We start from the raw sequence: 25,358 nt of genomic DNA, 5'->3' as shown, positions 1-25,358 counted from the left end.
CCGTTCGGCCGCCTAGCCGGCCGCCAGGACCTCCTTCAGGAAGGAACCGGTGAAGCTCTTCTTGACCGTGGCGAGGTGTTCCGGCGTGCCGGTAGCAAGCACCTTGCCGCCGCCGGACCCGCCCTCAGGGCCGAGGTCGATCACCCAGTCGGCGGACTTGATGACGTCGAGGTTGTGCTCGATCACGATGACGGTGTTGCCCTTGTCAACGAGACTGTTGAGCACGAGCAGCAGCTTGCGCACGTCTTCGAAGTGCAGGCCCGTGGTGGGCTCGTCGAGTACGTACACGCTGCGACCGTTGGAGCGGCGCTGTAGCTCGGTTGCGAGCTTCACCCGCTGGGCCTCGCCACCGGAGAGGGTGGTGGCGCTCTGGCCGAGGCGCACATAGCCGAGGCCGACCTCGACCAGCGTCTTCAGAAAACGGTGGATCGACGAGATCGGTTCGAAGAAGTCGGCCGCTTCGCTGATCGGCATGTCGAGCACCTCGGCGATGTTCTTGCCCTTGTAGTGCACGGTGAGGGTGTCGCGATTGTACCGGTCTCCCCCGCACACCTCGCAGGCCACGTACACGTCCGGCAGAAAGTTCATCTCGATCTTGATCGTGCCGTCGCCAGAGCAGGCCTCACAGCGCCCGCCCTTGACGTTGAAGCTGAACCGTCCGGGCAGGTAACCGCGAGTCTTGGATTCGATGGTTTCGGAGAACAGGGTGCGGATCTTGTCGAACACCCCGGTATAGGTGGCCGGGTTGGACCGCGGCGTGCGGCCGATCGGCGCCTGGTCGACGTGGATGACCTTGTCGAGCTGCTCCAGGCCGGTGACCCTCGTGTGCTTGCCGGGCAGCTTGCGGGCGCCGTTGAGCCGATTGGCGAGTACGCGGTAGAGGATGTCGTTGACGAGCGAGGATTTGCCGGAGCCGCTGACCCCGGTGACGGCGGTGAACGTGCCGAGGGGGAAGGTCACCGAGACCTTCTGCAGGTTGTTCGCCTCGGCGCCGGTGACGCCGATCAGGCGCTCAGGGTCGATCGGACGGCGGGTCTTCGGCGTGGCGATGGACTTGCGCCCGGACAGGTAGTCGCCGGTGAGCGACTTGGTGTTGGCCAGCAAACCCGCATAGGAGCCCGAGTGCACGACGTGTCCACCGTTGACACCGGCGCCGGGGCCAATGTCAACGATCCAGTCGGCCGTTTTGATGGTGTCTTCGTCGTGTTCAACCACGATGAGTGTGTTGCCGAGATCACGCAGGGTGACGAGCGTCTCGATCAGGCGGCGGTTGTCGCGCTGGTGCAGGCCGATGCTCGGTTCATCGAGCACGTAGAGCACTCCCGTGAGGCCGGAACCGATCTGCGTCGCCAATCGGATGCGCTGCGCCTCACCGCCCGAGAGGGTTGCCGCTGCCCGGGCGAGGTTGAGGTAGTTGAGCCCGACCCGAATGAGAAAGTCGAGGCGAGCCCGAATCTCGCGCAGCACCTGGGCGGCGATGGCGGTCTCGCGCTCGGTGAGAGTGAGCTTGTCCATGAACGCGCGGGCGTCGCTCAAACTGAGCGAGCAGACATCCGCAATGCTCGCGTCGTGCACGCGCACGGCGAGCACCTCTGGCTTGAGCCTGGTGCCCTTGCAGACGTGGCAGTCCACCTCGCGCAGGTATTCGGACCAGCGCTGGCGCTGGCTGTCGCTCTCGGCCTGCAGGTACTGGCGTTCGATGTAGGGCACGACACCCTCAAAGCCAGAGGTGTAACTCATTTCGCGGCCGTAGCGGTTCTTCCACTTGACCCGTACCTCGAAGTTATCACCGCGCATGACGGCGTTCTGCACCTCGCTGGTTAGTTCCCCCCAGGGGGTGTCGAGGGAGAAGTCGAGGTCGCGGGCGAGGCCGTCGAGCAGCTTCTCGTAGTACTGGAACAGGCCCTTGCCCTGGGTGGTCCAGGGCAGAACGACTCCCTCGGCAATGCTCAGATCAGGGTCGCCGAGCAGCAGGTCTTCGTCGACGGACATGCGGGTGCCGAGGCCGGAGCACTCCGGGCAGGCGCCGAACGGGGCGTTGAACGAGAACGTGCGCGGTTCAATTTCGGTCAGCTGCACCGGGTGGTTGTTCGGGCAGCTCAGCTTCTCGGAGTAGTTCTGCCAGGCCTTATCGCCTTCTTCATCGAGAAAGTTGATCTGGACGAGGCCGTCGGTGAGTTTGAGTGCCGTCTCGAGGGAGTCGGTGAGACGGGAAAGTAGTTCGGGGCCGGCGACCAGGCGGTCGACGATGACGGAGATGTCGTGTTTCTGCTGCTTCTTGAGCGTGGGCGGTTCGCTCAGCTGAATCTGGGTGCCATCGACGATTGCGCGGGAGTAGCCGCCGCCGGCGAGTTCCTGGAACAGGTCGACGAACTCGCCCTTCTTCTGCGAAATGACCGGGCTGACCACCTGGTAACGGATGCCTGCCTTCAGCTCCATGAGTTGGTCGGCGATCTGCTGCACGGTCTGGGACTGGATGATCTCGCCGCAGATGGCGCAGTGCGGCACACCGATGCGGGCCCAGAGCAGTCGCATGTAGTCGTAGATTTCGGTGATCGTACCGACCGTGGACCGCGGGTTTCGGTTGGTGGACTTCTGGTCGATCGAGACCGCGGGGCTCAGGCCCTCGATGAAGTCCACGTCTGGCCGGTCAACCTGTCCGAGAAACTGCCGGGCATAGGCCGAGAGCGACTCTACGTAGCGGCGCTGACCCTCCGCGAAAATGGTGTCGAAGGCGAGCGACGACTTTCCCGAACCGGAGAGACCGGTGAAGACCACGAGTGAATCGCGCGGAATCTCCAGATCGACGTTGTGAAGGTTGTGCACGCGGGCTCCGCGCACGCTGAGTTTTGGACCTGTTTCTACCTTGGTAATCGACACTCATTGAGTCTATGCAACGCCACTGACAGCGTATGACAGCAAGCATCGCCGAGAGCGAACACCGACACCTCCCGATATCGTTTCAGAGTATGTATATACTCGATACGTATTAGCCGTTTATGTGCCGGAGGTCGTATGTCTGTTCGCCAGAGTCTGCTCGCCATCCTGAACCAGGGGCCGTGCTACGGCTACCAGTTGCGGGCAGAGTTCGACCGTCGAACTGGGTCGACCTGGCCGCTCAACGTCGGCCAGATCTACAACACCCTCGACCGGCTCGAGCGCGACGGTCTGGTGCAGAAGGCCGATATCGACGCCGACGGTCAAAACTACGTCGAGATAACGACGGCCGGCCGGGCGGAGGTCGCCGAGTGGCTCGGCTCCCCCGTGGTGCGCACCATGGCCACCCGTGACGAGCTCGCCATCAAACTCGCGATCGCAGTAACTCTGCCAGGAGTCGACATCGCCCAGGTCATCCAGGTGCAGCGCACCCAGGCGATGCGCACCCTGCAGGAGCTGACCCGCACCAAGAACGCGACGGCAGACCCGGAATCGTCGGAGCAGCTGGCCTGGTTGCTCGTGATCGACTTGCTCATTTTCGCGGCCGAGGCCGAGGCGCGCTGGCTGGATCACTCGGAACACCGGCTGGCCCGGGCACGGTCGGCCGGCCTGGCGGAACCCTTGCCGCTGAACACCGCGGTACCCAAGCGTGGCCGCCCGGCCAAGACGGTGCAGGCCAGCGCATGACCGGCTCGGACCTTCTCCTAGAGCTCGACGGCGTGTCGATGCAGTACGGTCGCGGCGAGACCGCGATCACGGCGCTTGCGGGAGTTGACCTGTCGGTGAGGCGCGGCGAACTCGTGGCGGTGATGGGGGCATCCGGTTCGGGAAAGTCGACCCTGCTCACCGTGGCCGGCGGACTCACGCCGCCGACGTCCGGCGAAGTCATCGTGGAGGGACACTGGCTCAGCCAGCTTTCGGCGCGCGAACTCGCGACTCTGCGGCGACGCAGCCTCGGCTTCGTGTTTCAGGATTTCAACCTGATTCCCTCGCTGACCGCGCTCGAAAACGTGAGCCTGCCACTCGAACTTGACGGGTGGACGTCAAAGAAGGCGCATCGGCCAGCCCTCGATGCCCTCAACGTGGTCGAACTCGGCGACCGGGCGAATCATTTTCCCTCGGATTTGTCCGGCGGCCAACAGCAGCGCGTGGCGATCGCCCGCGCCGTGGTCGGCGGCCGGTCCTTGATCCTCGCCGACGAGCCCACCGGCGCCCTCGACAGCACGACCGGCGAGCTCGTCTTGCGGATGCTCCGCTCCCGAGTCGACGCCGGTGCCGGCGGCATCTTGGTCACCCACGATGCCCGACACGCGGCGTGGGCGGATCGAATTGTCTTTCTGCGGGACGGGCGGATCGTGGACGAGTCGCGGGCATCCGCTGTGTCGAGCCTGCTGAGCGGGCTGCCGGCATGAGCGTTGAGCCGAGTTCGCTCGCTGGCGGGCGCCCGGGATCCACGCGCATTGCGTTTCGGATTGCTCGGCGCATGGCTGGGCAGTCCCGAGGCCGCAGTGCGCTGATCGCGCTGCTCGTGGCGATTCCGGTGCTGGGGATGGTGGGAATCACGACGGTGACCGCGAGCAATGTCGCGACGCCCGCTGAGCGCGTTGTACTCGAACTTGGGTCGACTGAGGCGCGTGTCCTGATCGCCGCAGCACCCGACCCGAAGTTCACCCAAGACCCGCTGAACGAGGGGCACTGGGGCTACAGCGACGATGCGGCCCGTGCCGATGCCGCGCAGTCCATCGAGCCGACGCCCGTCACGACCGCATCGCTTTTCCCCGCCGACACTCGTTTGCTTTCCATTCGATCGACGGCTGTGGTGGTGGAGACGAAAGACGGGCTCGGGTCGTTTACGGCCGTGCAAGGGCAGCCCTGGGACCCGTCCTTCGCCGGAAAATGGGATGTGACGGCCGGCTCGGCGCCGAGCACTGACCACGAGATCATGGTCACCGCAGCCGCCCTCGAACGACTCGGGGCCCAGATCGGGTCGACGGCCACGTTCGCGGCGCCCACCGCCGAATCGTTCACCATTTCCGGCACGATTCGCACCGCGAGTCTTGACGACGCTGCGGTCGCCTTCTATGGGATGCCCGGCGTCTTCGACGGCGTCATGCCCGACGATGCTGACCTACAGACCGAGTGGTACTTGCCCAACACCCCGCTCACCTGGAGCCAGATCGGGGATCTCAACCCCCGCGGAGCGACCGTGCTGTCGCGTACGGTGCTGCTGGACCCGCCGCCGATCGGCAGTTACAGCTACGCGTCGGGCGGTTCCTCTAGCAGCTTTCAGAATCTGTTCGTCGCCCTGCTCGGCGGATTCGCCCTGTTCGAGGTCGCCCTGTTGGCTGGGGCCGCCTTCACCGTCGGCGCCCGCACCCAGCAGCGCACCCTGGCGACCCTCGCCAGCGTCGGCGGCGACAAACGGATGCTGTTTCGTGTGATGTCCTTCGGTGGCGTCATTCTCGGCGCTCTCGGGGCGGCCCTGGGAACGGTGCTCGGCCTGGCCGGTGCGTGGATCTTCATGCAGATTTCGGCGAATGGAAGCGCGGCCCGGTATCCGGGGTTTCACCTCGATCTGGTGTCGCTTCTAGTCATCGCGGCCTTCGCCGTACTCGCTGGCTGGTGTGCTGCCGCGGTTCCTGCCCGGGCAGCCGGCCGGATCGACGTTTTGGCGGCCCTTCGCGGTGCCCAGCGTCCGCCGCGAACAACTCGTCGCCGCCCGCTGGCCGGGCTTGTTCTGCTCGCCATCGGTGCGGTCATCGCCGTCGCCGGTGGACTGATCGAGCTCGCCGCCTACGTGCCGATCTATCGCCCTGGCCTGGCGACCCTCGGAATTTGGCTCATCGTCGGCGGCCCGGTGATCATGCAAATCGGCGCCGTGTTCGTAGCGCCCCTGATTCTGCGCTGGGCAGCCCGCGTCGCCTCGCGTGTTGGCCCGGGTGCCCGCTTGGCAACGAGGGACGTAGCCCGCAATCCGGGGCGCAGCGTTCCAGCCATTGCCGCGATCATGAGCTGCGTCTTCGTCGCGACGTTCGCGATGAGTCTCGTGGCGACGTTCCAGCTGAATTCGACCAAGAACTACGTTTTCGGTGCCCCGCTCGACACAGCGTCGGTGAGTCTGAGTACCTACCTCGATGAGCCACCGTACGGCTACGTGTTGCAAACCACCGGCCCCGAAGTCGTTGCCGCCGTCGAAAGCAGCTTTCCGAGCGCCCAGGCCCGACTCTTGAGCAGCACCGAGGACCCACCAATGGGATTCGGGGAGACGGACACCAGCAGCGCTGCTGAGCCGACCTTCGCGTTACCGCGGCTCGACCCCGACACGGTCTGTCCGAGCGATGCGAGTCGGCTCGGCTCGAGTCCGGAGGCGGAAAACCGCACCGATATCCGCTGCCCCACGCCCTTTTACCTCGACACATTCATGATGTCGAGCACAAACGACCACATCTGGGTTGGCGACCTGGCGGACTTCACCGCAATTCTCGGCGAGCCCGTCTCGGACGAGTCACGGGCGACGCTCGCCGCCGGCGGGGCCGTCGCAACCTACGCGCAGTACCTGGTCGATGACAACATTCAGATTGACTGGGTCACGGAGTCCAACTCGACTCTCGAGCCGGCGCGCAGTGTCACGTTGGCGGCTAGCGTTCAGGAGCCGGAGCATCCGCTGCCCTACGCCGTTTTCATGCTGGCTTCCACTGCCGACGCTGCAAACCTGGAGTACAGGCCGTCGATGGTCGTCAGCAGTATTGGCGCGGCGCCGACCCAAGCCGAATTCGACCACGCGAAGGGTGCCCTCGCCGCGATTTCACCGAATTTTTCCCTCATCAGCGAATCAGGCCCACAGACTTATGGAGCGTCGTGGACCTGGGCCCTGCTGGGTCTCACGGCCATCATCGCCTTGGTCACAGCGTCGATCACGATCGGACTCGCCCGCGCCGACGGACACCGCGACAATGCCGTGCTCACCTCACTCGGGGCGTCCCCTCGGGTACGCCGGGCCTTCGGGTTCTGGCAGGCCGTCGTGATCGTGGGCCTCGGCAGCGTGATTGGGGTGCTGCTCGGACTGGTGCCGTCGCTCGCGCTGTCGCTGACCCGGGACACCGCTGGGCACTCGCTGCTGCCGTTCACGCCGCCGTGGCTGCAGCTCGCTCTGATCGTGGTGGCGCTGCCAGCGCTCGTGGCGGTCGGCGGTGCCCTCACGGCCGACGGAAACCGCACCCGGTTCAGCAACCGGGCGATGTTCGACTGAGCCGGGTCGGGGCATCCGCTCTCGTGGCACTCGTTAGAGATGGCGGCACTCGTTGCACCGAGTGCCGCGAGAGCGAACGAGTGCCGCGACGGGCGCGGGCGCGGCTACTGCAGGTGGCCGGCCTTCTCCATCTGCCGGAGTTCACGCTTGAGCTCGGAGAGCTCATCGCGCAGGCGGGCGGCGAGCTCGAACTTGAGCTCCCCGGCAGCCTCGAGCATCTGCGAGTTGAGGTCGGCGATGATCGACTCAAGGTCGTTGGCGCCGTTTGCAGCCAGGCCGACCCGACGGTTGGGGGTGGAACCCTTGCGCCGGGCGTCACGGCCGGCCAGAAGTTCGGCGGTGTCGGCCTCTTCGCGGGCGAGCGCCTCGGTGATGTCGCCGATGCGTTTGCGCAGCGGGGTCGGGTCGATGCCGTGCAGCGTGTTGTAGGCGACCTGCTTCTCGCGGCGACGGTCGGTCTCGTCGATCGCCTTCTCCATCGAGGCTGTGAGCCGGTCGGCGTACATGTGCACCTCACCGGACACGTTGCGGGCGGCGCGCCCGATGGTCTGAATGAGGGACGTCGCGGAGCGCAGGAAGCCTTCCTTGTCGGCATCAAGGATGGCGACGAGGGACACCTCGGGCAGGTCGAGGCCCTCACGCAGCAGGTTGATGCCGACGAGCACGTCGTAGATGCCGGCACGCAGCTCGGTGAGCAGCTCAACTCGGCGGAGGGTGTCGACGTCGGAGTGCAGGTAACGCACCCGCACCCCGGCCTCGGTGAGAAAGTCGGTGAGGTTCTCGGCCATCTTCTTGGTGAGCGTCGTGACGAGAACGCGTTCGTTGCGTTCGGTGCGCTTCTTGATCTCTTCGAGCAGGTCGTCGATCTGCCCGGCGCTCGGCTTGACGATGATCTGCGGGTCGATCAGGCCGGTCGGGCGAATGATCTGTTCGACGATGCCGTCGGCGATGCCCATCTCATACTTACCGGGCGTGGCCGAGAGGTACACGGTCTGGCCGACCCGGTTCTTGAACTCGTTGAACTTGAGCGGCCGGTTGTCGAGCGCGCTGGGCAGCCGAAAGCCGTGGTCGACGAGGGTGCGCTTGCGCGAGGAGTCGCCCTCATACATGGCACCGATCTGCGGTACGGTCACGTGTGATTCGTCGATGACCATGAGAAAGTCATCGGGAAAATAGTCGAGCAGGCAGTGCGGGGCCTCCCCCGGTTCCCGCGCGTCGATGTGCCGGGAGTAGTTCTCGATGCCGGAGCAGAATCCGATCTGCTCCATCATCTCGAGGTCGAAGGTGGTGCGCATGCGCAGTCGCTGGGCTTCCAGCAGTTTGCCTTCACGTTCGAGCACCTCGAGGCGCTCGGCCAGCTCGATCTCGATCGTACCGATCGCCCGGCGCATGACGTCGTCACTCGCAACGTAGTGTGAGCCGGGAAAGACCGATACTGCGTCAAGTTTCTTGACGATGTCGCCGGTGAGCGGATGCAGACTGTACAGCCCTTCGATCTCGTCGCCGAACATCTCGATACGAATGGCGAGCTCTTCGTACATGGGGATGATCTCGATCGTGTCGCCGCGAACCCGAAAATTCCCGCGGGAGAAATCGACATCGTTGCGCTTGTATTGCATGGCTACAAATTTGCGCACCAACCAGTCGCGGCTGACCTTCTGACCGACTTGCAGTGCGATCATGGCATCGAGGTACCCCTGGGGCGTGCCGAGCCCGTAGATGCACGACACCGTCGATACCACGATGACGTCGCGTCTGCTCAGCAGGGAGTTGGTCGTGGAATGCCGCAGCCGTTCGACCTCCTCGTTGATCGAGGAGTCCTTCTCAATGAAGGTGTCGGTTTGCGGAACGTACGCCTCCGGCTGGTAGTAGTCGTAATACGAGACGAAGTATTCGACCGCATTGTTCGGCATGAGGTCGCGAAATTCGTTAACCAGCTGGGCTGCCAGGGTTTTGTTGTGGGCCAGCACGAGCGTCGGCCGTTGCACCTGCTCGATCAGCCACGCCGTGGTCGCGGACTTGCCGGTGCCGGTGGCACCGAGCAGCACGATGTCGGTTTCACCGGCGTTGATGCGGGCAGTCAGATCGGCGATCGCCGTGGGCTGGTCGCCGCTCGGCGTGTACTCACTGACCACTTCAAACGGGTTCACAGAGCGCGTGGGTTCCATGCTCCTATTCTACAAAGAGGGTCTGACACTCAGCTTTGCGCGGTCGATCACGGCGAGCGGATGCCGTCGCTCACCCTGCCCAGATCGGTTTCGGCAGTGCGCACCCGCTCCCAGAGCGCGTCAACCTGAAGCAGGGTCGCGTCGAGGCCGCCCGTGTTGTCGATCACGACGTCTGCCAGGGCCAGACGTTCTGCGTCACTGGCCTGAGATGAGATGCGGTGCGTCGCTTCCTCGCGGGTCAGTCCGCGCAGGTCTACCATGCGCTGGATTCTGGTGTCAGCATCCGCTTGCACCACAACGATCAGATCAAAGGTGACCAGGCCGCCGGCCTTGGCTTCGGCCAGCAGCGGAACGTCGTAGACGACGATGGCGTGCGGGTCAGCCGCAGCGGCTGCGGCCACCCGATCGCGAGTGAGTTGCCGCACGGCCGGATGCGTGATGGCGTTCAGCCGCTCCCGCCGCACCGGGTCGGTGAAGATAATGGCGCCAAGCGCCGGCCGGTTCAGATTGCCGTCGGGCTGCAGCAGGTCGGCGCCGAATTCTTTAGCGATCGCTGCCAGTGCCGGCGTGCCGGGTTCCACGACCTCGCGGGCGAGACGGTCGGCGTCGATCACGACGGCACCCAGCTCAGCGAGCCGCTGCGCCACGGTGCTCTTACCCGAGGCGATTCCGCCGGTCAGTCCAATCAGATACATCCCGCCAGACTATCTGTTGCGTCTGCCGAGGGCACCGGGAGCATCCGCTCAGTCGAGAGCCCGCTTGATCTCTGCCAGGAGCGCGTCCCGATTGAAGTCCGGTTTGTTCATTGCCACGGCGGGCTGGGCCGGGTCGCTGTCGATCATGTCCTGTTCCTCCTCGGTAATCTTTCGGGCCGACAGGACCAGCACCGGAATGTGCTGAGTACTGGCGTGGTCCTGCAGCGCCCGCACAATCTTGAACCCGCCGAGGTGCTCCATCATGAGATTGATCAGAATCAGGTCGGGCGTCAACGTGAGCGCATCGAAGATGGCGGCCTCGCCCGACGCCGAGGATTCGACGCGGTAGGCCGGCTCTTCCAGGTACGAAGCGACCCGGTCGACGGTTTGGCGATCTTCATCGACGATGAGGATGCACCGGGTGTGCGCCCGGTCAGGGCGTAACCCCAGCAGGGTGAGCGAGTTCTGCAATTCGGCCCGCTGCAGGGGCTTTTCGAGCACAGCCGCGGCGCCGCGACTCAATGCCATACTCATGTCGGCCAATCCGGCGATGACCACGACGGGGATGGAGGCCAGTTCCGGAGAATCGTGGAGCTTCAGGAGAAACTTCCAACCGTCCATTCCCGGCAGTTGTACGTCGAGGGTGATCAGGCTCAGCGGCACTCTCTGTGCGAGATCGAGCGCTTCCTCGCCGCTCGGCGCTGTAATCACCTGGAAGCCTTCTGCCTCGAGGAGCACCCGAAGGAGCTTGGCGGATTTGGCGTCGTCCTCAACCACCAAAGCCGTCGAGCTTCCGCTCGGGGCAGTAAAACCCGCGACTGCCTCAGCGAGGCCCTGAAGGGCAACACTCGAGTCAGCACTGGTCGCCACGATCAGTTCCTGCGTGGCAGGCTGCAGCAGAGCGTCCCCATTCTCGCCCTCGGGCTCAGGTGAGGCGTCAGAGCCGGTCTGTACTGATTCGAATTCATTGGAGTCTTCCGCGCGGACCTCCGCTCGCCGAGTGCTGCTTTGTGACGTTCGTGACGGTGGGGCCGATGCTGCGGACAGGTCACGGCGCGGTAACCAGACGCCGAAGGTTGCACCCTCGTTCAGGGCACCCTCCACGCCGACCGTGCCCTGTTGCAGCTCGGCCAGCAATTTCACCATGGCCAAGCCCACGCCGTTGCCGCTTGACTTCCATGCGGCGTCGAATTCGCCGTGTCGCAGGGGAAGAAAGAGGGAAGGCAGATCTCCCTCAGAGATCCCGGCACCGGAGTGCGTCACTCGAATTTCCAGGAACTCCTCATAACTCGACTTCGGCAGAGGCGCCGACCAGTGCTGGCGATGGCCGTCGAGGTCGCCGACGGAACTGCGCGGCACGACCCGCGCCTGCACGGATACGCCCTTGCCCTTGCTAGCTGCAACGGCATTGCCCAGCAGGACCGCCAGGATTTGACCGGTGGTTTCGGTGTCGAGTGGAAAGTCACGCAGGTGCTCAGCACCATTGACAGCGACCGAAACTGCGGGGTCGCCGCTCTGGTCGACCAGCGCGACGCTGGTGACCAGAAGGTTGTGCACGTCGACGAGCTCATAGATGAAGTCGACGTTGCCGGTTTCCACCGTCGACATGCTGATGAGTTCCGTAAGTAAGGACAGCAGGCTGGCCGTGTCAGCGCAGATGCCGTCGACCCGGCTCTGCTGCGCCTCTTGCAGCGTACCGTCGGCCCCACGGCTCAGCGCCTTGGCTGTGGAGACGATCGCCTGCAGCGGTCTCAGGACCTCAACCTTCGCGCGAGTCAGAAACTCGGCGCGGGCAACATTCGCCTGCACCATGTCGAAATTCTTCTCGAGGAGGGCCCGCTCGAGCCGTTTGCTCTCGGTCACGTCTCTGGCTGCCGCGAAAACACCCTGCACTCTGCGCTCACGATCCCGCAGAGTGGCCGCGTTGTACGACACGACGGTTTCCGTACCGTCAAAGGATCGCACCGTCAGCTCGTAATCGGTGATCCGGTTCTCCTTCAAGACTCGGGCGATGACAGTGTCGGCCCGCGTCGGATCGGTGAAGAAATTGCGGCACGGAGCACCGATGAGTTCGTCACGCGTGCGCCCGGTCAGGGCTAGCATCTGCTGATTGACGTCGGTAATAACGCCCTTGGTATCGGTCGTCATGAGCGCATCAATGCTTGACTCGATCAGGGATCGAGTATAAAACTGCTGGTCGCGCAATCTCTCGTTGAGCACCTCAACCGACAGCGATGGACTGGAGCCGTCGGGGGCGCTAGGACCCCCCAACGGCGCGACCGGGGGCTGAGAATCGTCTTCGACCCTGTGGTCAGCGCTGCCTGCGGGGTGAACGGTATTCATGGGGCTCTCCGATGGGGCGGTGAAGCTGTCGTGCACGTTCCCACCAGAAACAGGTTGTAACTAGGGAAAACCACATCCGTTGGACAATCTCGTGAATGCCATGATGCTTGTGAAAGAGGACGTTTCCTCACTATCAGGTATACCACGAAGATTTCTGTGAGCCGTGATCGTGGCCAGCTGCCCAACGGATGCTGCGCCCGGTGGCACGACCTCCATCCGTTTGCGAACGTCATACAAAAAACGGGCCGCATCCCGAAGGACGCGGCCCGTTGTGCGCTATCAAACGGCGCGGGATGAAGCTGTGCTGCTAGTTGCCGCCGGAGAGCTTCTCGCGCAGAGCCGCGAGTGCTTCGTCGTCGGCGAGCGTGCCGGCGCCAGCCGACTCGCTCGAGAAGGCCGATCCGGCCGGTGCGACGTCGCTGGGGGCAGCGATCTCGTCGTTCGCGGTGGAAACCTGCTTCTTGTGGGCTTCCCAGCGAGCCTGGGCAGCTGCGTAGTCCTGCTCCCACTTTTCGCGCTGCTCGTCAAAGCCTTCGCGCCACTCGTTGGTCTCGGAGTCGAAGCCTTCGGGGTACTTGTACTGGCCCTTGTCGTCGTACTCGGTGAGCATACCGTAGAGCGCCGGGTCGAACTCGGTGCCGTCGGGGTCGACGCCATCGTTGGCCTGCTTGAGGCTCAACGAGATGCGGCGACGCTCGAGGTCGATATCGATGACCTTGACGAAGACCTCGTCGCCGACCGAGACAACCTGCTCGGCGAGCTCGACGTGCTTGCCGGAGAGCTCGCTGATGTGCACGAGGCCCTCGATGCCCTCGGCAACGCGAACAAACGCACCGAACGGAACGAGCTTGGTGACCTTACCCGGTGCAACCTGGCCGATGGCGTGGGTGCGGGCGAAGACCTGCCACGGGTCTTCCTGCGTCGCCTTGAGCGACAGGGAGACGCGCTCGCGCTCGAGGTCAACCTCGAGGATCTCGACGGTGACTTCCTGGCCAACTTCAACGACCTCGCTGGCGTGCTCGATGTGCTTCCAGCTGAGCTCGGAAACGTGAACCAGACCATCGACGCCGCCGAGGTCGACGAACGCGCCGAAGTTGACGATCGAGGAGACGACGCCCTTGCGGACCTGTCCCTTCTGAAGGTTGTTGAGGAACGTGGTGCGGCTTTCGCTCTGCGTCTGCTCGAGCAGGGCGCGACGCGACAGCACAACGTTGTTGCGGTTCTTGTCGAGTTCGAGGATCTTCGCTTCGATCTCCTGGCCCAGGTACGGGGTCAGGTCGCGAACGCGGCGAAGCTCGATGAGCGATGCCGGCAGAAAGCCACGCAGGCCGATATCGACGATGAGTCCACCCTTGACGACCTCGATGACCGAACCGGTGACAACACCGTCGGACTCCTTGATCTTCTCAACATCGCCCCATGCACGCTCGTACTGAGCGCGCTTCTTGGAGAGGATGAGGCGGCCTTCTTTGTCTTCCTTCTGAAGAACGAGGGCCTCGACCAGGTCGCCGACCTTGACAACCTCGGAAGGGTCAACGTCGTGCTTGATGGAAAGTTCGCGGGAGGGAATGACACCCTCAGTCTTGTACCCAACGTCGAGGAGAACCTCGTCGCGGTCGATCTTCACTACGGTGCCCTCGATGAGGTCTCCGTCATTGAAGAATTTCAGAGTCTTTTCGACCGCGGCAAGAAAGTCTTCAGCAGATCCAATGTCGTTGATGGCGACCTGCTTGGGTGCCCGTTCGGTCGTTGCGATTGTCATGTAGTAGTTGCTCCAGGATGGACATAATCGGGCCACACGCGAAAGGTCGTTCAGGTGTTTTAGTTGTTCCGCGGTATGGAAAACCCGGGGAACGCTCCGCGCATGGCAGCGGATAGGGTGCCACAAATGTGACACTCTATCCTAGCTACCAGACTCCCCCTCGGGCAACTCGACCGGCACGGTTAACTTGACCGGCACGGGTAACTTGGCCAGACTCACCGCACTTTCCATGGATACCCTACTTGAGCAGCGCCGACCGCAGCGTGTCGAGACCCACGCCTCCCAAGTCGAGGGCGGTGCGATGGAATTCCTTGATTGAGAAGGCGTCGCCCTGACTTATCTTCGCGGCGTCGCGGAGTTGCTCCCAAATACGCTGGCCCACCTTGTAGGACGGCGCCTGGCCTGGCCATCCGAGATAGCGGTTGACCTCGAACTTGACGAAGCTCGCGTTCATGTTGACGTTCTGACCGAGAAATTCGAAGGCATAGTCCGCGGTCCATGGGCCGGAACCGTCGGGCCGAGCCTTGCCCAGGTGCACACCGATGTCGAGAACGACGCGAGCGGCGCGCATCCGCTGCCCGTCGAGCATGCCGAGGCGGTCAGCCGGGTCGTCGAGGTAGCCGAGTTGTTCCATCAGGCGTTCGGCGTAGAGGGCCCAGCCCTCGGCGTGGCCCGAGGTGCCGGCCAGCTGACGGCGCCAGGTGTTGAGCTTGGCCCGGTTGTAGACGGCCTGGCCGATCTGCAGGTGGTGGCCGGGCACACCCTCGTGGTACACGGTCGTGAGCTCGCGCCAGGTGTCGAATTCGGTCACACCGACGGGCACCGACCACCACATTCGCCCGGGACGGGAGAAGTCGTCGGTCGGCCCGGTGTAGTAGATGCCACCTTCCTGGGTCGGGGCGATCATGCACTCGATGGTCTTGATCTCGTCGGGGATGTCGAACTGGGTTTCGGCGAGGTCGGCGACGGCCTTGTCGCTGGTGCGCTGCATCCACTCTTGCAGGGCCTGGGTGCCGTGCAGCTTACGGCGCGGGTCCGTGTCGAGGTGGGCGATTGCTTCGAGTACGCTCGCGCCGGGCTTGATCTGGTCGGCGACTTTCTCTTGCTCTTCGACCATGCGGGCGAGTTCTTCGATGCCCCACTCGTAGGTCTCATCGAGGTCGATCGTGGCGCCGAGAAAACGGCGGGAGGCGAGGGTGTAAAGCTCGCGGCCGATCGCGTCGTCGACGGTGGCCTTGCCCTCGAGTTCATCGCGGAAGAAGGTTGCCAGCTTGTCGTAGGCGGCGGCCGAACGACGGGCGCCGAGGCCGAGGTCCTTGGCGAGGGAAGCGGGCAGGGTGCCGCTATCGAGAGACGCGTTCGCTGAGAATTCGGCGAAGAAGCCGTCATTGGCGGCGTGGCGCTGGGCCTGAGCGAGCACCTCACGTACCTGGCGGCGCGCCGGGGTCACCCCACGCTCGATGCCGAGGCGGAGGGTCTCGATGTACCCGTCGATGGCGGCCGGGAGGGTACCCAACCTGCTTGAGATGTTGGCCCAGTCGTCGACGGTCTTCGTGGGCATGAGGTCGAATATTTCGCGGATCTCCTGGGCCGGTGAGGCGATGACGTTGAGGTCGCGCAGTTGCAGCTGTGCGTCTGAACTCTCGACGCTGAGCGACAACTCGCTGCGCAGGTCCGTCTTCGTAACCTCGTCGACACTGTCAACCGGGGCTGCGGCATCCAGCTGTGCGATCGTCTTCTTAGCCTCGTCGACGAAGCGTTCGTGGCCCGCCGGGGAGTAGTCGCCGTAGCGGCCATCACCCTCGGTGCGGCCGATGTAGGTACCCACCGTTGGGTCAAGGTCGACGAGGGTGTCCACCCACTCTTCAGCGATCTGGTCGATGGCCGTGGGAGTGCGCTGGATGTCGTTTGTCATGCGTCGAGCCTAGAACACGACGATTCCAGCCGAACCCCCCAATTGGGGAAAATGGCCGATCAACGCTTACCGGATTAGTGGGCGGCGGCGTCCCAGTTGGGTCCGCGACCGACCTGAACCTCCAACGGAACGAGCAAATCTGCGGCGGATTCCATGTTGTGGGTGACCACCTGGCGCAGCGCATCCCATTCGCCAGGCGCGACGTCGAAGATCAATTCGTCGTGCACCTGCAACAGCATGCTGGACTCCATCGAGGCATCCATCAGATCAGCAGCGATACCGTTCATGGCGATCTTCATGATGTCCGCTGCCGACCCCTGAATCGGCGCGTTGAGCGCCGCTCGTTCCGCGTTGTCGCGCAGAACCCGTTTAGGGCTGGCCAGATCGGGGAATGGGCGGCGGCGACCGAAGATGGTCTCGGTGTAACCGTCGACCTTAGCCTGCTCGACCACGTTGCGCAGGTACGCACGCACCGCACCGAACCGCTCGAAGTAGTCGGTCATGAGCTGTTTGGCCTCTTTGGTGTCGATCCGAAGTTGCTTGGACAGGCCGAAGGCGCTGAGGCCATAGGCGAGCCCATAGCTCATGGCTTTGACCTTGCTGCGCATTTCGCCGGACACATCGGCCGGGTCGACGCCGAAGATGCGGGAACCGACGAAACGGTGCAGGTCTTCGCCAGCATTGAAGGCCTCGATCAGGCCGGCATCTTCGGACAGGTGCGCCATGATGCGCATTTCGATCTGCGAGTAGTCGGCGGTCAGCAGGCTCTCGCTGTCTTGCCCGGCCTGGAAGGCGGCACGGATGCGCCTGCCCTCTTCGGTGCGCACCGGGATGTTCTGCAGGTTCGGGTCGTTCGACGAGATACGGCCGGTTGTCGTACCGATCTGCACATAGGTCGTGTGGATGCGGCCGCTCGTGTCGATAGCTTTGTCGAGGGTTTCCACGATCTGACGCAGTTTGGTGGCGTCGCGGTGCTTCTGCAGCAGATCGAGAAACGGATGCGGGTTGCTGGCTTGCAGGTCGGCGAGGGCACCGGCATCCGTTGAAAAACCGGTCTTGTTCGCGCGGGTCTTGGGCATCTCGAGCTGGTCGAACAGAACGTCCTGCAGCTGTTTGGGCGAGCCAAGGTTTACCTCACGGCCAATCTCGGCGTAGGCGGCGGCGGCGAGGCTCGCAGTGCTGGCACCGAGCTCGGCGGACAGTTCGGCGAGCTGCTCGTGCGAGACGCTGACGCCGGCCAACTCCATGTCGGCCAGGGCGAGCAGAGTCGGCAGCTCGATCTCGATCAGGAGTTTCAGCGAACCGGGGTCGAGGGTCGTTTCAACCGCCGCGAAGACACGCTGGGTATACCAGGCCTGGGCGGGGGCGCCAGCCTGCTGGGTCTCGTCGGGCACGAGCTGGTTGGGGTCGGCGATGGGCAGGGTTTCGTCGAGGTAGCGCGACACGAGGTCGGCCAGGGTCTTGTCGGGGCCACCCGGACGGATGAGCCAGGCTCCGACCAAAGTGTCGAAGGCGAGTCCACTGAACGGTAGGCCGCTGCGGCGAAGCGCCTTCACTTGGTGCTTGGCGTCGTTCATTATCTTCGGTGCCGAACTCGCGAGCCACCCTTCAAGCGGGGCGTAGTCTTTGCGTCCCGGCTGCCACGGCAGGTTGATGGTCTCGGTCGGGCTGGCCAGACCAAAGCCGATTGCCTTGCCGTCCTGCACCTCAACGGTGAGGCCGAGGCCGGCCGGGTGAGCCGCGATGGCACGGTCGAGCCAGGACTGCAGTTCTTCGTCGAGCAGGTCCTGCGCGATGGGGGCCTGCAGAGCAGGTACCTCGTCGATGACGGCGATGGCTGCTTCAACCGCCGGGTCTTCGCCGGCGAGCTTGAGCACCCGGTCGAGGAGGGTCTTGAATTCGAGGCGGGTGAAGATGTCCCGCACCGCGTCGGTGTTCATGGCACCGCGTTCGAGTGCGGCAACGGCCATCGGCAGCTCCAGGTCGGTGACGAGGCGGTTGAGACGGCGGTTGCGAATCGCGTTCTCTTTTTGCTCTCGCAGGTTGTTGCCCACGACCCCCTTGATCTCCTCGGCGTGTTCCAGGATGCCGTCGAGACTGCCGTACAGGCCGAGCCACTTCACGGCGGTCTTCTCGCCGACCTTGCTGATGCCGATCAGGTTGTCGCTGGTTTCACCAACCAGAGCGGCGACGTCGGGGTATTGCTCGGGCTCGATGCCGTAGCGCTCGCGCACCCGGGCCGGGTCGTAGCGGGTGAGGGCTGACACGCCCTGGCTCGCGGGGTACAGCAGGGTGACGGTCTCGTTGACCAGCTGGATGGCATCCCGGTCGCCGGAGACGACGAGCACGTTGTAGCCGGCGGCTGTTCCTTCAACCGACAGTGTCGCGAGAATATCGTCGGCCTCGAAGTCTTCCTTGGTGATGGTGGTGATGTTCATCGCGGCGAGAGCTTCCTGCAGCAGCGGAATCTGCCCGAGGAACTCCGGCGGCGTCGCATTGCGGGTGCCCTTGTACTCGGGGTATTCCCGGGTGCGAAAGGACGCACGGGAGATGTCGAACGCGACGGCGAGGTGGGTCGGCTTCTCGTTGCGCAGCAGGCTGAGCAGCATCGACAGAAAGCCGTGGATGGCGTTCGTATGCTGACCGGCGTGGGTCTGGAAGCTATCCACTGGCAGAGCGAAGAACGCCCGGAATGCCAGGGAATGGCCGTCGATGATCATCAGGGTAGGCTTTTCGGAGTCCAACACTCCCCTAGCCTACAAGCGTCTTCCCGTGTGGGCTCCCCCGACCAAAGGTGATCATGTTCAATACGACCGACGACGCACTCGCCTGGGTTCAGCAGCGCGGTGGCGGAGACCTGGCCGACAAGATGGGGCTGGAGTTCACCGAGTTCACGATTGACCGGGCCGTCGCGCGGATGCCGGTGGCCGGCAACACGCAGCCGGCCATGCTCATGCACGGCGGAGCCTACGTCGTGCTGGGCGAGTCGCTTGGCTCGATGGCCGCGAATTTGCATGCCGGTCCGGGGAAGCTCGCAGTGGGCATTGAGATCAACGCTTCGCACAACCGCTCGGCAACCTCCGGCTATGTGACCGGGGTCTGCACCCCGATTCACCTGGGCCGCACCCTCACCACTCACGAGATCGTCGTCACGGATGATGCCGGACGTCGGTGCTCGACGATTCGCATCACGAACATCATCAAGGATCTTCCACCGCGGGGTTAGATCACGCCTGGCTCGACCAGGCTGATGAACGCGCTGAGCTCGGCGACGCCGGCTGGCGTCACGGGCAGGTAGTCGGTGAGCGCCGGAGAATAAACCAGATAAGCGGCCCATTTGGCCCGCGAGATGGCCACGTTCAGGCGATTCTTCATGATCAGAAATGCCAGGCCGCGCGGCACGTCATCGGCCGAGCTGGCGGCGAGCGTAACGATAGCCACTGCGGCCTCCTGACCCTGGAACTTATCCACCGTCCCCACCCTCACAGAGGCGTAACCTGCAGCGGCCAGCGCCTCGCGGACGAGCCCCAACTGGGCGTTGTAGGGGGTGACGACGATCACGTCGGCTTCGGTCAGTGGGTCATCGACCCGATCAATGGTCGGGTCGGTCCACCGGCGGCCGAGGGCAGCGCGCACGAGCGCGACGACGGTATCCGCTTCTTCGGGTGAAGAAGTCGAGTTACCGGCGTGCACGACCGGGACCGCGTGCAGGCCGGGCGCGATGCCGGCCAACAGGCGGGTCGAGGTGACCGGGTTTGCGCGCAGCAGTCCGCCGTAGGACAGTCGGGAGACCGAGGCAGTGACCTCCGGGTGCATGCGGCGACTCTCGGCGAGAAAATACCCCCGGTCGGCGGGCAGCACATCATGGCCGGCGGCGACCCAGCCCAGGGCAGACTGGTCGATCGGCTCGGGGTGGGTGCCCTGACTGACCTGCGGTAGTTGCTGCGGGTCGCCGAGCAACAAAAGACTGCGCGAACCGACGCTCGCCGCGATGGTCGAGGCGAGCGAGAATTGGCCGGCCTCGTCGACGACGAGCAGATCGAGGCTGTGGCGCGGCACGCGGGCCGGATTGCTGAAATCCCACGCGGTGCCGCCGACGACGAATCCCGTTGCGATGTGATCCACTGCGAAGAGAAGTTGCCTGTCTTTTGGCAGGACGGTGTAGGCGGGCTCTGCCGGGTCGGCGCCGGTTTTGGCGACCTTGCCGACAAGAGCCGGCTCGAGCCCGGCGCTGACGACGGCGTCGAGCAGGTTCTCCACCACCGCGTGGGACTGGGCGACGACACCGATCTTCCAGCCGTGCTGCTGCACGAGCGCGGTGATGACGTGGGCGCCGAGGTAGGTCTTGCCGGTGCCGGGCGGCCCCTGAATGGCGAGATAGGAGTGATCAAGGTCGAGCAGCGTCGCGATGACGGCGTGGATGGTGTCTCCATCGGCGACCGCCACAAGGTTCCCCGTTCGGGTGTGCGGAGGAGTACGGCGCAGAATGTCGACCATGGGGTCGCGCGGCCAACCCGGCCGGGCGTCGATGATGGCGGCTGCCCACTCATCGATGGCGGGCTTCTGCTGCATCGCCCGGGGTGGTGCGGCCGGCGCGAGGGCGCTCGGCCGGCGATCGTATCGGGCAACGTTTTTCAGCAAAGTCTCTTCGACCAGGATGCCGCCGTCGTCGGCGACGCCCAGCACCGTCACGGTGCGGTGGGTGCGCGCGCCTTCCGAGGTGTCGGGGTTCTCAAACGGCCCGGGGTATTCGTAGAGGAGGTAGGGCCCCGCCTGGTCGCCCGGTTTGATGCTGCTGCCCGGCGCGAGTCGACCGCGCAGCCAGAGATGGCGACGGTCGATGCGCTGCTGGCCCTCCCTGAACCAGTCGCGTTCCACGTCGACGCGTTCGACGACGAGTACGTCGCGGGTGTCCTGCCATTCGTCGATCGGGTACTCGAGCCGAAAATAGTGCCCCCACCAAAAGCTTTTCTGCTCCCGCCGGTGGTAGTCGATCGCGGCGGCGGCGAAAGCGGCCGCGGTCTGGTCGGCGCTGCGTGGGGCGTGGGGTGTCGTTGGCGCAGCGATGGCGAGCAGGGCGTCGCGCACCGGTGACGGCTCGAGCGGGTCGGCATCTGTTTCGCTCGTGCTGGCGGACGGGCGGATGCCAGCCCCGCGCGCCAGCGTGAGCAACCAGTCACGCAGGCGCAGCGTTGACACGCAGTCGTAGCGGTTGTAGTCGGCGATGGAGTCGAGCATGCGCTGCGCTTCGGCCTGATCTCCGTGCTCGTGCAGGTCCCGGGCTGCGGCGTATTCAGTGATCGAATCGGCCGCGTTGGTGACCTCCCCAGCCCGCAGCTCGGCACCCATATAGAGCGGTTCGAGCTTCTTGATCGAGTAAGAGTGGGACCCAACGCGCATGGTCTTGCGCACCAGCGGGTAAAGGTCAACGAGCACGTTCTCGCGCAGCAGCTGGTCGATCTGCTCTTCGCCGACGCCGTGCCTCGCGGCGAGGCTGAGCAGGTGGGTGCGCTCGTAGGCGGCGTAGTGGTAGACGTGCAGGCCCGGAAACTGCGCTCGACGCGCGGTGAGGTAAGCCAGAAAGTCGTTGAGGGCCACGCTTTCCTCAGTCCAGGTGTGCGCCCAGAACGCTCGAAAGGATTCGCTGACGTCGACCAGACCGAACAGGTAGTCGAGGCCCCACTGCGTGGTCGAACCCTCGACAGCACCGTCTTCCGTGTAGAGCGGGTCTCCCTCGAAGTCGAAGAAGATATCACTGGGGTTCGGCTCTGGCAGCACGGTTAGCGCTCCGGGGTTGTACAGATCGATCGGCGGGGCTGTGCCAAGGTCCGCCTGAAGCTGCAGCCGCGACTGCGTGCGCAGGGCTGCGAGCGTCGAGTCGGCCATGCCGTTGATGTCGCCCGTGGACGCTGCGAGGTCGTCGATGGTGAGAATGCCCCCGGCCGCAAGTCGCGCCCGCTGAGACAGCCGTAGCCCGGCGACCAGCAACGGATCGCGGTGCTCCGCCACCGCCGCCTCGCAACTGGTACAGCGCCCGCAGATGGTGTAACGCGGGTCGCCCCAGAAAACAGGCTGGGTGGTGTTGAGTCTTTCCGTGATGATCTGCACCAGGCGCTGCTTGCGTTTGCGGTACACCGGGCGAATATCGGCGAGCCGGTGCACGCTCACGGAACCATCCCCGAGCAGTAGCTCGACGGTGACAGCCGCCGTCACACCGATGCGCTCGAGCTGTTCGGCGTAGGCCGCGAGCTGCAACAGCGCCGTGACCCGGGCGTGGCGGGCGAGCTTGGTATCTTGCAGTAACCACGAGCCGTCGCTCTGCCGCACGATGAAGTCGGCGAATCCGAGAAAGGCGATGTCTGCGGTAGCTGGGGCGAAGTCTGGGTCAAAAAAAGTGGCCTGAAATATCACCTCGGCGCTCCCGGTGAAAACCCTTTGCGTTTCGTCGGCGGCATTTATCAGAGCGGAACGTGCCATCCGCTCGGGTCGCCCGATTTCTACGACCGACCGGCTTCGTCGGTATTGCTCAAGCACCCGATACTCGTGCTCGTCGCCGAGCCGAGACGTGCGCTCCAGCATGGCGTCAACCAGGTCGGGCACCGCGTCGATGCGCCCGAGCTTCGCGTCCATGCGATGCAGAAACGCAAACTCGCAGACGGATGCCGCGCTCAGGTCGCTCGCGCTGGTCACCACGCCGCCGTCCAGTAGGAACATGCGCCCGCCCTTCGTCTGTTCGAGCGTATCGGACACCTCCGACACGCCAGCCGGTCAGGGGCGGGGACGCAGAACGGCCCGGCAGAATCTGCCGGGCCGTTCTCTATCTACGGTGCGGCTACTTCTTCGCGCTGAGCTGCTCGATGATGGCCTGCGATACGTCGTGCATGGTGAGGCGACGGTCCATCGAAGCTTTCTGAATCCAGCGGAAGGCTTCGGGCTCGGTCAGGCCCATCTTCTCATTGAGCAGGCCCTTCGCCCGGTCGACGAGTTTGCGGGTCTCGAACCGCTCGACCAGGTCGGCGACCTCAGCCTCGAGTGTGATGATCTGGCTGTAGCGCGAGAGGGCGATCTCGATGGCCGGCAGCAAGTCATTGGGGGTGAAAGGCTTGACGACGTAGGCGAGGGCGCCAGCTTCCGTGGCGCGCTCGACCAGTTCCTTCTGGCTGAACGCGGTCAACAGAACCACCGGAGCTATGTGCTCCTTGGAGAGGCGTTCGGCCGCGCTGATGCCGTCGAGCTGGGGCATCTTGACGTCCATAATGACCAGGTCGGGGCGGAGCTCCCGTGCCAAGGCGACCGCAGTTTCTCCGTCACCGGCTTCGCCGACGACTTCAAAGCCGTTGTCGCGCAGAATCTCGACGATGTCGAGGCGGATGAGGGATTCATCCTCAGCGACGACAACGCGGCGCGGAGGGGTGGGGGTGCTTGCTTGGTCGGTCACGTGCAAAAGCCTACGGTATTCTGAACGAGTAGTTGTAAGCCGGTGTGGCGGAATGGCAGACGCGGAGCACTCAAAATGCTTTGTTCGCAAGGACGTGTGGGTTCGAGTCCCACCACCGGTACAGATTTTCATTAATCAAATCCCTGGTCAAAGAGGTTTTCATCCTTTTTACAGCTTCGCCGACAACAGCCGTTTCCCAGATTCATGACACAGAGTTCCAGAACCACCGAAGAATAGCGCTCCCTCGCGGAGTTTCTGGCTCGCGTCGAGGACGCCATGATGACCGAGTCGTCGATATCGCCCCAAAGCCCCACTCTGTCCAAATCACAGAGTGGGGCTTTCTGGCATTAACCGCTACTTCTTGACGTACGCCGGTGCGACCTCGTTGTGGGCGTCGCCCACGCGGTGCACGCGGATGTCGTTGGTCGAGCCCACGATTCCGGGAGGGGAACCGGAGATGACGACGACCTTGTCACCGATTTCGGCGAGGCCCTGGCCGAGGAGAATGTCGTCGACCTGACCGAACATGGCGTCGGTGTGGGTCACCGGCTCCACCAGGTACGTCTGGATTCCCCAGGTGAGCGCCAGACGACGACGGATGCTCGGCTCCGGCGTGAACGCCAGCATCGGGATCTTCGACCGCAGGCGGGACATGCGCCGGGCCGAGTCACCAGACTCGGTGAAGATACACAGAAACTTTGCATCGACGAATTCGGCGACTTCGATGGCCGCGAGTGTGATCGCACCACCCTGGGTGCGCGGGCGGTTAGTGAGCTTGCCGATGCGCTCGAGACCGTGCACCTCGGTGGACTCCACGATGCGGGCCATGGTCTGCACCGTGACAACGGGGTATTCTCCGACGCTGGTCTCACCGCTGAGCATGACGGCATCCGCACCGTCGAGCACGGCGTTGGCGACGTCGCTGGTCTCGGCGCGGGTAGGCACCGGGCTCAGGATCATGGATTCGAGCATCTGGGTGGCGACGATGACCGGCTTCGCCATACGGCGAGCGATCTCAACGGCCTGCTTCTGCACGATCGGTACGGCCTCGAGCGGAAGCTCAACGCCGAGGTCGCCGCGGGCGACCATGATCGCGTCGAAGGCGTCGACGATCTCCTCAAGGTTGTCGACCGCCTGCGGCTTTTCGATCTTCGCAATAACCGGAACGCGACGACCTTCTTCGGCCATGATCTCGTGCACGCGCGTGATGTCCTCGGCGCTGCGCACAAAAGAGAGGGCGATGAGGTCGGCGCCGAGGCGGAGGCCCCAACGCAGGTCGGCTTCGTCCTTCTCGGACAGTGCCGGCACGTTGACGGCCACGCCAGGCAGGTTAATGCCCTTGTTGTTGGAGACCGGGCCAGCGACGATGACCTTGGTGGTCACGACGACGCCATCCGTTTCAACGACCTGCACCTTGACCTTGCCATCGTCGATGAGCAGGAAATCACCGGGGTGCACGTCCTGCGGCAGACCCTTGAAGGTCGTGCCGGAGAGTTCCTTGGTGCCGAGTACATCTTCAGTGGTGATCTTGAAGATGTCGCCGACGGCGAGCTCGTACGGGCCGCCCTCGAACTTGCCGAGGCGAATCTTGGGTCCCTGCAGGTCAACCATGACGGCCACAGCGCGGCCGGAGTCGTTGGCGGCTTTTCTCACGTTGGCGTAGACGCTTTCGTGCACCTGGTAATTGCCGTGGCTGAGGTTCATCCGGCAGACGTCAACGCCCGCGTCGATGAGCGCTCTGATCTGCTCGTAGCTGGCAGCTGCCGGCCCGAGGGTGGCGACGATTTTTGCGCGTCTCATACTGGTGAATCTCCGATTTCCGCGCTTGTTAAGCGCATTACAACGTGTTGC

General features: G+C 64.1%; 14 protein-coding genes and 1 tRNA gene. 5 read left to right on the top strand and 10 right to left on the bottom strand.

Annotated features, from left to right (window positions below; all coding sequences use genetic code 11):
• Positions 1 to 12 precede the first annotated feature (12 nt).
• Positions 13 to 2,880, bottom strand: coding sequence for an excinuclease ABC subunit UvrA (gene uvrA, locus CJ028_RS18950; protein WP_105036727.1), 2,868 nt, complete (start codon positions 2,878 to 2,880; stop codon positions 13 to 15).
• 135 nt (positions 2,881 to 3,015) lie between these two features.
• Here uvrA and CJ028_RS18945 point away from each other — a divergent pair, with 135 nt between their 5' ends.
• The 3 genes from CJ028_RS18945 to CJ028_RS18935 all read left to right on the top strand — a co-directional run bounded on the left by CJ028_RS18945 (position 3,016) and on the right by CJ028_RS18935 (position 7,186).
• Complete coding sequence (locus CJ028_RS18945) at positions 3,016 to 3,624, top strand: PadR family transcriptional regulator (protein WP_105036726.1); 609 nt, start codon at positions 3,016 to 3,018, stop codon at positions 3,622 to 3,624.
• Positions 3,621 to 4,349, top strand: a complete 729-nt coding sequence (locus CJ028_RS18940; RefSeq protein ID WP_105036725.1) for an ABC transporter ATP-binding protein — start codon at positions 3,621 to 3,623, stop codon at positions 4,347 to 4,349. Before CJ028_RS18945 ends, CJ028_RS18940 begins: the two co-directional genes overlap by 4 nt.
• 71 nt (positions 4,350 to 4,420) lie before the next feature.
• Positions 4,421 to 7,186, top strand: coding sequence for an FtsX-like permease family protein (locus tag CJ028_RS18935; protein ID WP_161499029.1), 2,766 nt, complete (start codon positions 4,421 to 4,423; stop codon positions 7,184 to 7,186).
• 104 nt (positions 7,187 to 7,290) lie between these two features.
• Here the strand turns inward: CJ028_RS18935 and uvrB are convergent, their stop codons facing one another.
• From uvrB to polA, 6 genes are all read right to left on the bottom strand, one after another.
• Complete coding sequence (uvrB, locus tag CJ028_RS18930; protein ID WP_105036723.1) at positions 7,291 to 9,354, bottom strand: excinuclease ABC subunit UvrB; 2,064 nt, start codon at positions 9,352 to 9,354, stop codon at positions 7,291 to 7,293.
• A gap of 47 nt (positions 9,355 to 9,401) precedes the next feature.
• Complete coding sequence (gene coaE / locus CJ028_RS18925) at positions 9,402 to 10,049, bottom strand: dephospho-CoA kinase (protein WP_105036722.1); 648 nt, start codon at positions 10,047 to 10,049, stop codon at positions 9,402 to 9,404.
• Positions 10,050 to 10,097: 48 nt separating this feature from the next.
• Entirely contained in the window at positions 10,098 to 12,392 is a 2,295-nt protein-coding gene (locus tag CJ028_RS18920) for a response regulator (protein WP_105036721.1), read from the bottom strand.
• Positions 12,393 to 12,699: 307 nt separating this feature from the next.
• Positions 12,700 to 14,154 carry a 30S ribosomal protein S1 gene (gene rpsA, locus CJ028_RS18915; protein WP_092448535.1) on the bottom strand — a complete coding sequence of 485 codons (1,455 nt, stop codon included), beginning with the start codon at positions 14,152 to 14,154 and terminating at the stop codon, positions 12,700 to 12,702.
• Between the two features lie 238 nt (positions 14,155 to 14,392).
• Positions 14,393 to 16,069: a DUF885 domain-containing protein gene (locus CJ028_RS18910; RefSeq protein WP_105036720.1), complete on the bottom strand. Its 1,677-nt coding sequence runs from the start codon at positions 16,067 to 16,069 to the stop codon at positions 14,393 to 14,395.
• Positions 16,070 to 16,143: 74 nt separating this feature from the next.
• The gene (polA, locus tag CJ028_RS18905) at positions 16,144 to 18,816 is read right to left on the bottom strand and encodes a DNA polymerase I (RefSeq protein WP_105036719.1); all 2,673 of its coding nucleotides are present in this window, start codon (positions 18,814 to 18,816) and stop codon (positions 16,144 to 16,146) included.
• A gap of 53 nt (positions 18,817 to 18,869) precedes the next feature.
• Between polA and CJ028_RS18900 the strand changes: the two genes are divergently transcribed.
• Positions 18,870 to 19,295: a hotdog fold thioesterase gene (locus CJ028_RS18900; RefSeq protein ID WP_105036718.1), complete on the top strand. Its 426-nt coding sequence runs from the start codon at positions 18,870 to 18,872 to the stop codon at positions 19,293 to 19,295.
• On the opposite strand, the gene CJ028_RS18895 is transcribed toward CJ028_RS18900, so the two are convergent.
• Together CJ028_RS18895 and CJ028_RS18890 are read right to left on the bottom strand one after the other, a co-directional pair.
• The gene (locus CJ028_RS18895) at positions 19,292 to 22,783 is read right to left on the bottom strand and encodes a TM0106 family RecB-like putative nuclease (RefSeq protein ID WP_105036717.1); all 3,492 of its coding nucleotides are present in this window, start codon (positions 22,781 to 22,783) and stop codon (positions 19,292 to 19,294) included. The two genes, CJ028_RS18900 and CJ028_RS18895, sit on opposite strands and share 4 nt — an antisense overlap.
• A gap of 118 nt (positions 22,784 to 22,901) precedes the next feature.
• Positions 22,902 to 23,507 carry an ANTAR domain-containing response regulator gene (locus CJ028_RS18890; protein WP_105036716.1) on the bottom strand — a complete coding sequence of 202 codons (606 nt, stop codon included), beginning with the start codon at positions 23,505 to 23,507 and terminating at the stop codon, positions 22,902 to 22,904.
• A 38-nt stretch (positions 23,508 to 23,545) separates the two neighbouring features.
• Between CJ028_RS18890 and CJ028_RS18885 the strand changes: the two genes are divergently transcribed.
• Positions 23,546 to 23,628, top strand: a tRNA-Leu gene (locus tag CJ028_RS18885).
• Positions 23,629 to 23,861: 233 nt separating this feature from the next.
• Here the strand turns inward: CJ028_RS18885 and pyk are convergent.
• Positions 23,862 to 25,307 (bottom strand): pyruvate kinase, encoded by a 1,446-nt coding sequence (gene pyk, locus CJ028_RS18880; RefSeq protein WP_105036715.1) that lies wholly within the window; start codon positions 25,305 to 25,307, stop codon positions 23,862 to 23,864.
• Between the last annotated feature and the right edge of the window lie 51 nt (positions 25,308 to 25,358).

This window comes from Cryobacterium aureum (genome assembly GCF_002954245.1).
Classification (GTDB): domain Bacteria; phylum Actinomycetota; class Actinomycetes; order Actinomycetales; family Microbacteriaceae; genus Cryobacterium; species Cryobacterium aureum.
This window is presented reverse-complemented; position numbering and strand designations above follow the sequence as displayed.

Excerpts from the sequence above, each read along its gene's own strand:
- CJ028_RS18945 (WP_105036726.1), top strand. The coding sequence starts at position 3,016 with ATGTCTGTTCGCCAGAGTCTGCTCGCCATCCTGAACCAGGGGCCGTGC.
- CJ028_RS18940 (WP_105036725.1), top strand. The coding sequence starts at position 3,621 with ATGACCGGCTCGGACCTTCTCCTAGAGCTCGACGGCGTGTCGATGCAG.
- CJ028_RS18935 (WP_161499029.1), top strand. The coding sequence starts at position 4,421 with ATGGCTGGGCAGTCCCGAGGCCGCAGTGCGCTGATCGCGCTGCTCGTG.
- uvrB (WP_105036723.1), bottom strand. The coding sequence starts at position 9,354 with ATGGAACCCACGCGCTCTGTGAACCCGTTTGAAGTGGTCAGTGAGTAC.
- coaE (WP_105036722.1), bottom strand. The coding sequence starts at position 10,049 with ATGTATCTGATTGGACTGACCGGCGGAATCGCCTCGGGTAAGAGCACC.
- CJ028_RS18920 (WP_105036721.1), bottom strand. The coding sequence starts at position 12,392 with ATGAATACCGTTCACCCCGCAGGCAGCGCTGACCACAGGGTCGAAGAC.
- rpsA (WP_092448535.1), bottom strand. The coding sequence starts at position 14,154 with ATGACAATCGCAACGACCGAACGGGCACCCAAGCAGGTCGCCATCAAC.
- CJ028_RS18910 (WP_105036720.1), bottom strand. The coding sequence starts at position 16,069 with ATGACAAACGACATCCAGCGCACTCCCACGGCCATCGACCAGATCGCT.
- CJ028_RS18900 (WP_105036718.1), top strand. The coding sequence starts at position 18,870 with ATGTTCAATACGACCGACGACGCACTCGCCTGGGTTCAGCAGCGCGGT.
- CJ028_RS18895 (WP_105036717.1), bottom strand. The coding sequence starts at position 22,783 with ATGTTCCTACTGGACGGCGGCGTGGTGACCAGCGCGAGCGACCTGAGC.
- pyk (WP_105036715.1), bottom strand. The coding sequence starts at position 25,307 with ATGAGACGCGCAAAAATCGTCGCCACCCTCGGGCCGGCAGCTGCCAGC.